Origin of the sequence: Nesterenkonia aethiopica (assembly GCF_039534665.1) — a bacterium.
Classification (GTDB): Bacteria; Actinomycetota; Actinomycetes; order Actinomycetales; family Micrococcaceae; genus Nesterenkonia; species Nesterenkonia aethiopica.
On record NZ_BAAAVT010000016.1, the window covers coordinates 51,029 to 63,598 of the forward strand.

Here is a 12,570-nt window from a genome sequence, read left to right on the forward strand (position 1 = left end):
CAGGGACAGGGGGTGGAGCGCGGGGACCGGCGCAGGGGTGGAGCTCAGCGCAGGTGTTCGGCGATGCGGCCTAGGATCATCGCCATGGACACGGCCCCGGCGTCGGGGGTGCCCAGGCTCTTCTCGGCGAGCGGACGCGCGCGGCCCACCGCCGGACGGAGGTCCTGGGTGGCTTCGGCGGCCTTGGCGGCCTCCGCGCTGGCCGAGGACCAGGCGTCGGCCAGCGAGGCACCGCCGGCGACGGCGGCGGAGAGGGCGTCCACGAACGGCACGAGGGAATCCAGCAGCGTCTTGTCGCCCACCTGTGCCCGGCCGAGCTGCTGCATGGAGTCCTGGAAGGCCTGCACCGCGGCGACTGCGTCCTCGGCGGCGTAGGAGGCGGCGGCGTCGTCGAGGGTGCCGGCGGCGGCTTCCTGGTCCGCGCCCCACAGCACCCCGGAGGTGCCGCCGGCGTCGTCGGCCCAGGCGCGTCCGCCGGCGCGCAGCACGGCGGCCGCCCCAGCATGGTCGGGGACCTCGGCGATGGCGGCCTGGGCGGCGGTGATGCCGCGCAGCATGCCGCGGCCGTGGTCGCCGTCTCCGGCGACCGCGTCGATGCGGCCCAGCTCCCCGGACTTCTCCTCCAGCAGCACGGCCAGATCGGAGACGACGGCGCGGACCTGGCCGGCCAGGGCACGGCCAGCCTCCCCGGCGGCGGGGATCTCAGTGGCCGCCGACGTCGTCTCGACGGCGGTGTGGTCGGCGGTGCCGACGGGCAGGGCGGAGGCCACCCGCTTGAACGCCGGGGTGTACGCATCGGCGGTCCACCAGCGTTCGAGGTCCTCGTCCAGCCACATCAGGGTCAGGGAGCAGCCGCCCATGTCCAGGCTGGTGACCAGCTCGCCGATCTCGGGCTGGACCACCTCATAGCCGCGGTCCCGCAGCAGCGCGGACACTCGGCCCCAGACCAGGAACAGCTCCTCGTATTTGGTGGTGCCCAGTCCGTTGAGGATCGCCGCCACCCGGCGCCCGGCGCCCTCCGGGGCCTCGGTGAGCACCCGCTCCACGAACAGCTCCGCGAGCTGGTCGGCGCTGAGCATGGGCACATCCTCGATGCCGGGCTCGCCGTGGATGCCCAGTCCCAGGCCCAGGTGCCCTTCCGGGACCTCGAAGAGCGGCTCCTCGGACCCCGGCATGGTGCAGCCGGAGAAGGCCACCCCCAGGGTGCGGGTCATGGCGTTGGCGTGCTGGCCCGCGGCTTCGACGGCGTCGATGTCGAGCCCCTCGGCGGCGGCGGCACCGAGCACCTTGAACACGGTGAAGTCCCCGGCGATGCCGCGGCGCTTCTCCGGCTCGTCTGCGGAGGCGATGTCATCGGTGACCACCACCACGCGCGCGTCGATGCCCTCGGCGGCCAGACGCTGGGTGGCCAGACCGAAGTTCATGACGTCACCGGCGTAGTTGCCGAAGGTGAAGATCACGCCGCGGCCGGCGTCTGCGGCACGGCCGACCGTGCAGGCCCGGCTGGCCGAGGGGGAGGTGAAGATGTTGCCGACGACGGCGCCGTGGGCGAGCCCGGGGCCGACCAGTCCGGAGAAGGCCGGGTAGTGGCCGGAACCGCCGCCGACGACGACGGCGACCTCCGGGCTGTCCTGCGGCGCGGTGGAGACCACGCCGCCCTCGACGCCGCGCAGCCGGTCGGCGTAGGCGTCGAGGAAGCCGGCGAGCTGGTCCTCCATGAAGGTGGAGGGGTCGTTGTACAGGGTGGTCACGGGAGGGCTCCTTGGACGGGCTGGGGGTGGTCTGCGGACTGACAGGTCACGGGATCGGGGACGGTCGGCTCACCGAGCAGGGGAGGGGGAGGGCTCGTCGGCGAGCGGGACCTCGCGGCGGCCGAAGAGTCTGCCGTGCTTCTCCTTGATCTCGTCCTGGGGGACCTTCAGGTGCCGGATCATCACGAAGGCGCAGGCGTAGAGTCCGACGAAGACCCAGACGACCAGGGAGTTGCGGGCGAAGTCGCTCATGCCCACCCAGCTGGCGATGTTGAAGACGATCGCGACCACGGCGGAGCCGAGGAATGTGGCACCGCCGGCGGCGGTGGTGTACATGGCCATCGCCGCGCCCCGGTGGTCCGGGGCCAGGGCCGGCATGATCGCGCCCATCGGCACGAAGCCGGCCAGCAGGCAGCCGAACACACAGCCGGCGATCACCGAGACGATGTATCCCCAGGTGGACCCGGCCGGGACCAGGTGCGGCACGTACCACCACAGCAGCAGGCCGATGGCGGAGCCGGTGATGCCGAACCACTTGACCGTGCGTCGCCAGCCCCAGCGGTCGCCGATGGCGCCGAAGACGGCGTTGACCAGGATGTTGGTGGCGTAGACCGCCACGGTCATGGCCAGCCAGCGGGACTGCCCCCAGCCGAGCGTGGTGGAGATGACCACCGGCAGCATGATGAACATGCCGAACTGCGGGGCCGTGTTGATCAGTCGGATCAGGAAGCCCATAGCGACCCTGCGGTTGGTGAAGGTCAGCCGGATCCCGGCGGTGAGCACCTGGGAGGCCGACTCGCCGGCCGGGGCGAGCCGCTGGGAGCCGCGGGGGTCGCGGATGCCGAAGTGGGCCAGCAGGAAGCCTGCGGCCACGAGGCCTCCGGCGAGCCACATGGCGCCGGTCTCGCCGATGCCGCCGGCCCCGCCGCCGCCGAAGGCGGGGATCGCGCCGATGGCGACCAGCGAGCCCAGGGTGGGCAGTCCGCCGGTGTACATCACGTAGAACCAGCCGATCGCCGTCGAGTTCCGCTCCGGCGGGGCGGTGACGTTGACCCACACGATGAACGCGAAGGCGAACATGGGGAATCCGAAGCCGCGCAGGAAGTAGGTGACGGCGGCCATCTCCAGGCTTCCCGCGGCCAGGGCGAGCAGGAACAGCACTTGGAAGACGATGAAGATCGCCGCGCCGGCGGCCATGATGCGGCGCGGACCGAACAGGTCGGAGAGGGAGCCGCCCAGGTAGGAGGCGATCAGCACCGAGACGGAGTGTCCGGTGATGATCGCGGAGACGGTGGTCTCGGGGGAGCCGAGGACATCCACCATGTGCGGGGCGAGGATGTTGGACTCCACACCAACCCCGGTCATCACCAGCAGCAGGCCGAAGAATCCGAAGCGGAGCATGTGCGGCATGCCCATGCGGTCCAGGCGGGTCTCGTCCGGGTGCCCGGCGGGCAGCGGCCCCCGGGTGGTGGTCGCGGTGGTGCTCATGCCTCACCGTCCTGGAGGTTGTTGGCGGTTCCGGCGGGGATCGGCCCGTTGGGCAGGATGGAGACCTTCACGGACTGTCCGGAGGAGTCGGCCACCATGTCCAGGGCGTCCTGGAAGCGCTCGAGCGGGTACTGGTGGGTGCAGATCTGCTCCATGGGCAGCACACCGTCCTCGATGAGCTTGATGGCGGCCGGCCAGCAGTGCGGTCCCAGGTGGGCGCCCAGGACGTCGAGCTCCTTGTCGTCCGAGATGATCGACCAGTCCACGGCGGCCTTGTCCTTGAAGACGGAGTACTCCACGAAGCGGCCGAGCTTGCGCAGCAGGTTCAGCCCCTGGCCCACCGCCGAGGGGTGGCCGGTGGCCTCGATGTAGACGTCGGCGCCGTAGCCACCGGTCAGCTCCTTGACCTTCGCGACGGCGTCCTCTTCGGCGATGTTGATGGTCACGTCGGCGCCGACGGTCCTGGCCAGGGCGAGCTTCTCCTCGACCATGTCCAGGGCGATGATGCGCAGCGGGTTCTTCTGCCGCACCCCGGCGATCGCCGAGAGGCCGATCGGGCCGGCTCCGGCGATGACCACGGTGTCCTCGAACTGGATGCTGCCGCGCTCCACGGCGTGCATGGCGCAGGACAGTGGCTCGGAGAAGGCGGCGAACTGGCCGGGCAGGTCGGCGGATACGGGGTGGGTCAGCGCCTGGACGGGGACCAGCACGTACTCGGCCATGGCGCCGTCGAAGCCCTTGAAGCCGAACATGTCGTGGGGCTCGCACATCCAGTAGATGCCGCGGCCGCAGTAGAAGCAATCTCCGCAGGGGACGATCTGCTCGCAGGCCAGGCGGTCGCCGAAGTCCACGCCGCGGGCGACCAGGGCGCCCTCGCCGGCGGCGACGACGGTGCCGACGAACTCGTGGCCCGGGATGCGGTCGGTCTCGGCCCAGGCGGGCTTGTGCTCGCCGCCCCAGAACTTCTCGGCACCGTGGTAGCACTTCAGGTCCGAGGCGCAGACGCCGACGGCGTCGGTGCGCAGCAGCAGCTCGCCGGGGCCGGGAGTGGGGACCGGGCGCCGTTCGAGGCGGTAGTCCTGCGGGCCGTGGACGACGACGGCGCGCATGGTGCCGGGGATCTCCACCCCGGGGGCGGTGGTCGCCACCGGGGAGGTGGCGTGTGCGGTGGCTGAGGTGGTGGTCATCGGTGTGCTCCTCGTGGGTGGGGCAGGTGCGCCGTCGTGGGTCCGACCGGTGCGGATGAGTGACGGATCACGTGGGGCGGATCACGTGATGACCATGGTAGCGTCACCTGAACAGACGTCAAGCACATATGTTCACGATCCTCGATGTGACCCGAGATACCCTGAGGAGAGCCCTGATGACCCGCGGGCATCGGCTCCGGGACCGGATGCCGAGCCGCGCGCGGTCCCCATTGCACCGACCTGGAAGGCACACCTGTGGACCGAGACCCCACCCCGGCCCGACCCGCGGGCGAGGGCGAACCCGGCCTCGAGGAGCTCGACCGGCTCTACCGGGCCGCGCAGATGTACTACGAGCAGGGCGCCACCCAGGCGCAGGTGGCCGAGCAGCTGAAGGTCTCCCGTCCCTCCATCAGCCGCATGCTCGGCGAGGCCCGCCGGTTGGGCATCGTGGAGATCCGGGTACATCGCCCCAGCGCCGTCGGCTCCGACGATCTGCGACGCTCCCTCCGCGAGAGCCTGGGGCTGCATGAGGTGCATCTGGCCCCCGGCGATCAATCCGGGCGCCTCGGTCCCGGCCTGGGGCCGATGACCCGTCATGCGCTCGCCGAGGCGCCGCTCAGCGCCGGCGACGTCCTGCTGATCTCCTCCGGGGAGACCACCTATGCGCTGGCTCAGCAGTCTCTGGGGGACTTCAGCGGCGTCGTCGTGGCGCCCACGGTGGGTGGGCAGGCGGAGCCGGACGCCTGGCACCAGACCAACGAGGTGGTGCGTGCCTTCACGGTGACGTCCGGCGGGTACCCGCACTACCTGTTCGCGCCCTCGATGCCCTCGGCGGCGCTGCTCGACGCCTTGCAGGACGACCCGGGGTATCGGCAGATCGTCGACGATTGGCGCTCGGCCAAGGCGGCGCTGGTCGGTGTCGGGGCTCCGGCCTCCACCCGCGCGTCGATCTCCCGGTCGGTGCCGCGGGAACACCCCTCGCTGGCCCGCTCGGTGGGGGACGTGTGCCTGGCGTTCTATGACGAAGCGGGCGTCGAGGTCACCTTCCCCGGCAGCGAGAGGATGGTCCGCATCCCCGCGGACACGCTGAAGGCCGTGCCCACGCGGATCGCCGCGGCGGCGGGCATGCAGAAGGTGCCCAGCATCATCGCCGCCGCCCGCGCAGACTGGTTCAACATCCTGGTCACCGACGAGGCCACCGCCCGCGGCATCGATCAGGCGCTGCGCCGCTGACCGACTCCCGGGACCAGCTCCGGCGGCCTGCCGCGCGCGGCGTGCCTACCATGGCTCCATGACGACCACCCCCGACGACGACGCCTGCCCTCTCTACACGGCCCGCGTGGTCAACGACGGCGGCACCTCCGGTCACGTCCGCGCTGCGGGAGGGCCCTCCCTGCCGACCGCTTCACCCTTCGACGCCGTCCCGGCCGAGGGCTCCCGCGCCGGCGCCGATCCCGAGCAGCTGCTCGGCATGACCTGGAGCACCTGCCTCAACGCCACGCTGGAGGTCGTGCTCGCCGAGGCCGGGATCACCGCACGCAGCAGGGTCTGCGTGGAGGTGGAGCTGCATCGGGAGCGCTCCGGAGTGGGGTATCGCTTCGTGCCGCGGGCGGCGGCCGCCGTCGAGGGGCTGCGTCCTGCACAGGCGCGGGTCCATGTGGAGGCCGCCCATGCGCGGTGCCCGGTCTCGAAGCTGCTCACCGGTGCGGCGGACGTCTCCGGCGGTCACCCTGGGCCGCGGGTGGAGGCGGTGGAATTCTCCGACCTCCCGGCGCGTTGAGACGGGTCGTGGACGCTTCAGCACAGACCCTGACGAGCAGGCTCGGATGATCGAGCTGCAGCAGGTCACCAAGAGTTACCGGAGCCGGGGGACCGGTCGGCGCGGTGGAGAGGTCCACGCCCTGCGCGGGATCGACCTCACGATCCGGGATGAGGAGATGTTCGGCGTCGTCGGGGAGTCCGGCTCCGGGAAGTCCTCCCTGCTGCGGCTGATCAACCATCTCGAGGCACCCACCTCCGGACGCGTCCTGGTGGACGGGGTGGACCTGGCACGGCTCAGTCCCCGGGCCCGGCGGGCGCAGCGTCGTCGCATCGGCATGGTGTTCCAGCAGTTCAACCTGCTGGCCAACAAGACCGCGTTCGACAATGTCGCCCTGCCCCTACGGCTGCAGCGCCGCAGGGAGCGGGAGAGGGTCATGCAGATGCTGGACTTCGTGAACATGGCGGACCGTGCCCACCAGCATCCCAGTCTGCTCAGCGGCGGAGAGAAGCAGCGGGTGGCGATCGCCCGTGCCCTGGTCACGGACCCGGGCATCCTGCTGTGCGATGAGCCCACCTCCGCTCTGGACGATCACCACACCGAGGAGGTCATGGACATCCTCGGGCAGGTCCGCCGCGAGCTGCGCACCACGATCGTGCTGGTCAGCCACGAGCTCGACGTCGTCAAGGCCTCCTGCGACCGGGCGGCGGTCCTGGAGCGCGGCCGCCTGACCGCCGTCACCGACGTCGTCGCCCCACCGCCGCGTGAGGCGTACTCCTCCTATGCCGAACGCGCGCAGAGGTACCTCGCATGAGCGGGCAGGAAGCAGCCGGGCAGGGGGTCCTCGGGCGTCTGGACGAGCTCGGCGCCAGCCTGAGCGCCTACCGCGGGGAGATGCTGCAGTCCATCGCCGAGACGGGCGTGATGCTGGGCAACTCGTTGCTCGCGGCGGTGCTGCTTGGCCTGCCGATGGGCACGTGGATGTACCTGAGCCGGAAGAACGGTCCTCAACCGCGCACCGGGGTCTACGCGCTGCTCAACGGCTATGTGAACGTGGTCCGTTCGGTGCCGTTCCTGCTGTTCGTGGTGGCCCTGATCCCGTTCACCCGCTGGATGCTGGGCACCTCCTTCGGCACCACCGCCGCGTCAGTGCCGCTGGCCTTCGTGGCCGTGGCGCTCTACGCCCGCTGGGTGGAGCAGACCCTGCTGGACGTGCCCCGGCAGACGGTGGAGCTGGCCGACTCCCTGGGAGCCAGCACGCTCCAGCTGGTCACCCGGTTCCTGTATCCGGAGGCCCGCTCCGGACTGGTGCTGAGCCTGACCACGGTGACCATCTCCATGGTCTCCTACTCCACCATCATGGGCGTGGTCGGCGGCGGGGGCGTGGGGGACTTCGCCATCCGCTACGGCTACCAGACCTACGAGTACGAGGTCATGTACGCCACCATCCTCATCATGATCGTGGTGGTCATGGCCATCCAGGGCCTCGGCACCTGGACTTCCCGACGCATCGACCGGCGCCTGCGCTGACCCGTATCCGCCGACCCAAGTCATCACGTGCACGCTCACACCCCGAAGAAGGAGACCATGTCACCTCGCCCTCACTCCCGTCCTGCCCATTCCCGCCCCGGCCTTCCCCGATCGGCTCGACGTCGCTCGGCCGCGCTGGCCGGGACCGCCGTGCTCGCGGCTGGTGCGCTGCTGCTGACCGGCTGCGCCTCGGACGCCGGCGGGTCCGCCGGGGAGGCCGGTGAGACCGGCGAGGACACCACCATCCGGGTGGCCTCCCATATGACGCCGATGACCGACGTCGTGGAGGTGGCCGCCGACGTCGCGGCCGAGGACGGCTGGACCGTGGAGCTGGTCCAGGTCAATGACAACGTCCAGTACAACCGTCTGCTGGCCGACGGTGAGGTGGACGCCAACTTCGCCCAGCACGAGCCCTACATGGAGGCGTTCAACGCCGAACACGACGCCGAGCTCCAGGCGCTGGCTCCCATCTACGACGCCAAGGTGGGCTTCTACTCCCGGGACTACGACGACGTGGCGGAGGTTCCCGATGGCGCGAAGGTCGCGATCCCCAACGACGCCTCCAACGAGGGGCGCGCCCTGGCCATCCTGGACGAACACGGGCTGATCAGCCTGGCCGACGGGGTGGGCTTCGAGGGGCGGATCGCCGACGTCGAGGAGAACCCTCATGACCTGGAGTGGGTCCAGGTGGACCTGCTCAACCTTTCCTCGGCCTACGAGGAGGACGACGTCGCGCTGGTCTACAACTACCCGACCTACATCGCCCGGGTGGGGCTGACGCCCGAAGACGCGGTCCTGCTGGAGGAGACCGTGGACCAGCGCTTCGCCATCCAGCTGGTCTCACGCGCCGAGGACGCCGAGAGCGAGAAGATCCAGGCCCTGGAGCGGGCCATGACCTCCGACGAGGTGCGCGATTTCCTGGTGGAGGAGCACAGCGAGACGCTGCTGCCCTCCTTCTGAGGACTGGGGGCGGAGGAGCCCGCCTCGGTGGGCTCAGGGCATCGTCGCCAGGATGCGCTCCACGGTCCGCCAAGTGCGCGTGGTGATGTCCTTGCCCAGGCGGCGCTCCAGCCAGGCCATCACATCCGGGGATCCCGTGGCGGTGGTGTCGGTGACGGCCAGCACCGCCCCCGCGGGCCCGTGGGCGCCCACCACCTGGATCGCCGACGACGGCGGCGCGCCCAGGGCGTCGACGACGGCGGTGCCCGCAGGATCTGCGAACCTTCCGGGATCCTTCAGGAACGTCACCGTCAGGTAGCTGGTCCTGGCATGCTCCCGGTCCCCGAAGGGTGCCGAGGCGACCAGGGCCGCCAGCTCCTCCCGGCTGCGGAGGACGGTGCCGCCGGCGATGCCGAGCTGGTCCTGCAGCGCGGCTTGGATGCGCGCCTCCGCCGCGGCGCGGGCCGCCGAGCCGAGCGCGCCGCCGTCGTGCTCTGGGAGGCCGCGGTCTGTGTGATCGGGCGCCGCCCGGAAGATGACGTTTCCGCTGGAGATCACCGAGGCGACCTCGGAGAAGCCGAGGTCCTCCACGACGCCGCGCAGCTTCTCATTGCGCATGTTCGGGTTCCCGGGGCCGATGCCGCGCAGCAGCGCGCACCACCACGGACCGGTGGCGGGAAGGGGAGGTGGAGCCGAGGCTTCCATGGGCACAGACTACTGGGGTCCGGCGAGGAAGCAGAGCTTCCCCGCCGGACCCCATGTGAGTGTCGGGGGAGATCAGGCGGGGACGGTGACTGCCGCGCGCAGCGCCTGGGCAGCCGCCCCGATGTCCTCGGCCGAGTAGATGGCCCCGCCGGCGACCGCGATCTGCGCGCCCGCGGCCTGCACGTCGGTGACCGTGGAGGCGCTGACGCCGCCGGCCACGGAGAACGGCACACCGGAGGCCCGCCCCGCGATCAGGAGGTCATCCAGCGAATAGCCTTCCTGGGCCTGCTCGTCCAGGCCCGCGTGCATCTCGACGAGCTGGGCCCCGAGCTCCACGACCTCCTGGGCCCGGTGCGCCTTGTCCTTGACACCGATCAGGTCCACGACGACGCCCTTGCCATGGCGGCGGGCGACGTCGACGGCGCCGGCGATGGTGCTGTCATCCGCGGTGCCCAGCACGGTGACGAGGTCGGCGCCGGCGGCGAAGGCGATCTCAGCCTCGAGAGCGCCGGCGTCCATGGTCTTCAGGTCCGCGAAGACGACCTTGTCCGGGTGGGCCTCCTTCACGGCGGTGACCGCGCGGAGTCCCTCGCTCTTGATGAGCGGGGTGCCGAGTTCCAGGATGTCGACGTGGGGTGCCGCCGCGGCGGCCCAGTCCAAGGCCTGCTCGGTGGTGAGGGTGTCCATGGCGAACTGGATCTTCATGGGGGTTCTCCTTCAGAGTCTGGGGGTGTTGGGTCGAGACGTTGGGTCGAGACAGTGGGTCGGGGGCGGACGTCATTCGAGATTGGCGTGGCTCGGCCAGAGGTCGTCGCCGGTCAGCCCGCTGCGCTGCCACAGGGCGTGGAACAGCGCATCCCCGAGGAGCATCAGGCTCTGCTCGAAGAGGCTTCCGGCGTACTGGGTCGAGGCGGCCCCGCTCCGATCCAGCTTGGCGGCGGCCGGCACCTCCACGGTGACGTGGGCGAGTCCGGCCAGAGGCGAATCCGGCGTGGCCGTCAGCGCGGCGACGGTGGCGCCCAGGCTCTGGGCCTTCTCCGCGGCCCGCAGGACTCCCGGGGTGGTCCCGGAGCCGCTGGCCACCAGCAGCACGTCCCCCGCACGGATCGCCGGGGCGGTGGTCTCGCCGACCACGTGGGTGGTGAACCCGAGGTGCATGAGACGCATGGCCGTCATCTTCAGCGCCAGGCCCGAGCGGCCCGAGCCCAGGACGAAGACCCGCTCAGCGCCCGAGACGACCTCGGCGAGGTCCTCCAGGGTGCGGCCGGCCAGCGTCAGGGTGTCGGAGCTCCGAGCGAGCTCGGCGGTGATCTCCTGCAGCGCACTGCCGACGGTGGCGTGCGCGGTGAGCGTGATGTTCGCGGTCATGGGGACGATCCTGCCCACCCGTGGGGCCCTGCACCATCCCTCGAAGGTCCAGTGAGACTGCCCGTTCGGCCAGGACTGCCCGGACGGGCAGGTCGGCTAGCCTGTGGGGCATGACGCAGGACCCCGAACAGGCCGAGGAACCCCACGGTGCCTCGCACTCTGAGGAGCTTCGAGCCGCGGCGGAGCTGCCCGCGCCCGCGGATCGGCGCCATGCCTCGCAGCACGCCCGTTCCGTCTCGGAGCTGGCGGACCGTCAGGCGGTGACGCTGGAGACGATTCTGGCCGCGCTGCGCTCGCCGCGGCTGGGTGACCGAGAGGCGCGGGAGACCGCGATCGGCATCGCCGCCGCGGCGCTGGTGGAGGCGCGCTCCTCCGCGCGCCAAGGGGCTGATCTGTTGGAGCCGGTCACTGGAGCCTTCGGGCGTCTGAAGGCCGAGCTCCGTCCGCTGGTGCGTCATGGCCGCGTAGACGTGGAGTTCGTGGAGCCGCCGCCCAACGGCCGGGCGCTGCCCGGCGATGTGGCCCAGGCGGCGAGGGCCATCGTCCGCAGCGCCGTGCTGACCGTCGTCGACTCCTCCGAAGCCCGTCGGGTGCGCGTCCACTGGGACTGCGACGGTCTGCACCTGCTGATCCACCTGCGCGACGACGGCAACGGGAAGCTCAGCGCCCACGATGACGCGCTGCGGCCGATCGCTGAGCATCTCAGCGCCTTCAGCGGACGGATGGACGTGGACTCCACGCCGGGCTGGGGCACCGAGGTCACGATCGCCATCCCCCTGGACCCGGCGCCGGCGCCTCTGCCCATGGAGGACCTCGGGGAGCTGAGCCCCCGTGAGGCCGAGGTGCTGCAGCACCTGGCCCGAGGGTCCCGCAATGCTGAGATCGCCGCGGAACTGGGCATCAGCGACCACACGGTGAAGTTCCACATCTCGAAGCTGCTGCGCAAGACCGGCACCCGGAACCGTGCGGAGCTGATCGCGCTGCTGCGCTGAGCCGCTGCTATCGTGACGCCCAGTCGCCGTCGGGCGACGGCGTGACAGCGCGACGGACGACACCGCGGCAGGCGAAGGACGAGGCGACCCATGACGCACCGGATCATCCACCCCCGGCAGCTGAGTCCCGTGCCGTGGGCGAACGGGCTGGGCACCACGAGGGAGATCGCCACCGCCGCCTCCGCTCCGCGCGGCGCCGACCATGGACCCGGGTTCCTCTGGCGGATCAGTCTGGCCGAGCTCGCTCAGGACAGCCCCTTCTCCCGGTTGCCCGGAGTGGACCGGGTGTTCACCCTCGTGACGCCGGGGCCGGTCCACCTGACGGTCAAGGGGCAGGCTCGTCGGGTGGATTCGGGGTCGCCTGTGGCCTTCGCCGGGGAGGACGACGTCGCCGTCGAGCTGGGGTCTGCGGGTCCTCAGCAGGCCCTGAACCTCATGGTCGACCGTGCTCAGGCCCGTGGTGCGGTCCATGTGCGGCGGCTGGAGGGGGCGCCCGTTGACCTGCCCGAGGAGACGATCGCCGTCGTCGTGCTTTCCGGGGCCGTGATCCTGCCGGACGGGCGCCTCGCGGAGCGGGGGCAGGTCATCCGCCCCGAGGGCCCGCTGCGGCTGGCCGGCCGCCCCCGCGCCGTCGTCGCCTGTGTTGAGGTCACGAGTGTCCAGGTCGCAGGTGCGGAGGTCGCCGAGGTCTGACGCGCCGCCGAGCTCTGTCCGGCGGTTCGGCGGCGGACGGGGAATCAGCCGGAGGCGCCTCGGGTTGTCCATGGTGGGCAGGTCGTCTGCCGTCATCTGCGTCGGTTTCCGGCAGAACGGCGTGCTACGTTCGCTTCTCGACTGACCTGTCTGTGGCG

13 protein-coding genes are annotated in these 12,570 nt (G+C 71.2%); 7 read left to right on the forward strand and 6 right to left on the reverse strand.

What is annotated here, in order from left to right; all coding sequences use genetic code 11:
• Positions 1-44: 44 nt before the first annotated feature.
• The 3 genes from ABD658_RS12195 to ABD658_RS12205 form a co-directional block, all read right to left on the reverse strand.
• Positions 45-1,751 carry a dihydroxyacetone kinase family protein gene (locus ABD658_RS12195; protein WP_344744656.1) on the reverse strand — a complete coding sequence of 569 codons (1,707 nt, stop codon included), beginning with the start codon at positions 1,749-1,751 and terminating at the stop codon, positions 45-47.
• 69 nt (positions 1,752-1,820) lie between these two features.
• Positions 1,821-3,239 (reverse strand): RbtT/DalT/CsbX family MFS transporter, encoded by a 1,419-nt coding sequence (locus ABD658_RS12200; protein ID WP_344684225.1) that lies wholly within the window; start codon positions 3,237-3,239, stop codon positions 1,821-1,823.
• On the reverse strand, positions 3,236-4,426 hold the full coding sequence (locus ABD658_RS12205) for a zinc-binding dehydrogenase (RefSeq protein ID WP_083277327.1): 1,191 nt from the start codon (positions 4,424-4,426) through the stop codon (positions 3,236-3,238). The genes ABD658_RS12200 and ABD658_RS12205 overlap by 4 nt, the downstream gene beginning before the upstream one ends.
• A gap of 255 nt (positions 4,427-4,681) precedes the next feature.
• On the opposite strand from ABD658_RS12205, the gene ABD658_RS12210 reads away from it, so the two are divergent.
• The 5 genes from ABD658_RS12210 to ABD658_RS12230 are packed head-to-tail and all read left to right on the forward strand — an operon-like array spanning position 4,682 to position 8,675.
• Complete coding sequence (locus ABD658_RS12210; RefSeq protein WP_344684228.1) at positions 4,682-5,659, forward strand: sugar-binding transcriptional regulator; 978 nt, start codon at positions 4,682-4,684, stop codon at positions 5,657-5,659.
• A gap of 58 nt (positions 5,660-5,717) precedes the next feature.
• Entirely contained in the window at positions 5,718-6,206 is a 489-nt protein-coding gene (locus tag ABD658_RS12215) for an OsmC family protein (RefSeq protein ID WP_344684230.1), read from the forward strand.
• 46 nt (positions 6,207-6,252) lie between these two features.
• Complete coding sequence (locus ABD658_RS12220) at positions 6,253-6,999, forward strand: methionine ABC transporter ATP-binding protein (protein WP_344684232.1); 747 nt, start codon at positions 6,253-6,255, stop codon at positions 6,997-6,999.
• Positions 6,996-7,715, forward strand: coding sequence for a methionine ABC transporter permease (locus tag ABD658_RS12225; RefSeq protein ID WP_083277368.1), 720 nt, complete (start codon positions 6,996-6,998; stop codon positions 7,713-7,715). Before ABD658_RS12220 ends, ABD658_RS12225 begins: the two co-directional genes overlap by 4 nt.
• Before the next feature lie 57 nt (positions 7,716-7,772).
• On the forward strand, positions 7,773-8,675 hold the full coding sequence (locus tag ABD658_RS12230; protein WP_344684235.1) for a MetQ/NlpA family ABC transporter substrate-binding protein: 903 nt from the start codon (positions 7,773-7,775) through the stop codon (positions 8,673-8,675).
• A 33-nt stretch (positions 8,676-8,708) separates the two neighbouring features.
• Here the strand turns inward: ABD658_RS12230 and ABD658_RS12235 are convergent, their stop codons facing one another.
• From ABD658_RS12235 to hxlB, 3 genes are all read right to left on the reverse strand, one after another.
• Positions 8,709-9,359, reverse strand: coding sequence for a DUF1697 domain-containing protein (locus ABD658_RS12235; protein ID WP_344684237.1), 651 nt, complete (start codon positions 9,357-9,359; stop codon positions 8,709-8,711).
• Positions 9,360-9,431: 72 nt separating this feature from the next.
• Complete coding sequence (hxlA, locus tag ABD658_RS12240; RefSeq protein ID WP_344684239.1) at positions 9,432-10,064, reverse strand: 3-hexulose-6-phosphate synthase; 633 nt, start codon at positions 10,062-10,064, stop codon at positions 9,432-9,434.
• Between the two features lie 72 nt (positions 10,065-10,136).
• A complete protein-coding gene (hxlB, locus tag ABD658_RS12245; protein WP_344684241.1) occupies positions 10,137-10,727 on the reverse strand; it encodes a 6-phospho-3-hexuloisomerase in 591 nt (196 codons plus the stop codon).
• 110 nt (positions 10,728-10,837) lie between these two features.
• Here hxlB and ABD658_RS12250 point away from each other — a divergent pair, with 110 nt between their 5' ends.
• Both ABD658_RS12250 and ABD658_RS12255 read left to right on the forward strand, forming a co-directional pair.
• Complete coding sequence (locus tag ABD658_RS12250) at positions 10,838-11,719, forward strand: helix-turn-helix transcriptional regulator (RefSeq protein ID WP_344684243.1); 882 nt, start codon at positions 10,838-10,840, stop codon at positions 11,717-11,719.
• A 90-nt stretch (positions 11,720-11,809) separates the two neighbouring features.
• Positions 11,810-12,412: a HutD/Ves family protein gene (locus ABD658_RS12255; protein ID WP_344684245.1), complete on the forward strand. Its 603-nt coding sequence runs from the start codon at positions 11,810-11,812 to the stop codon at positions 12,410-12,412.
• Positions 12,413-12,570 lie beyond the last annotated feature (158 nt).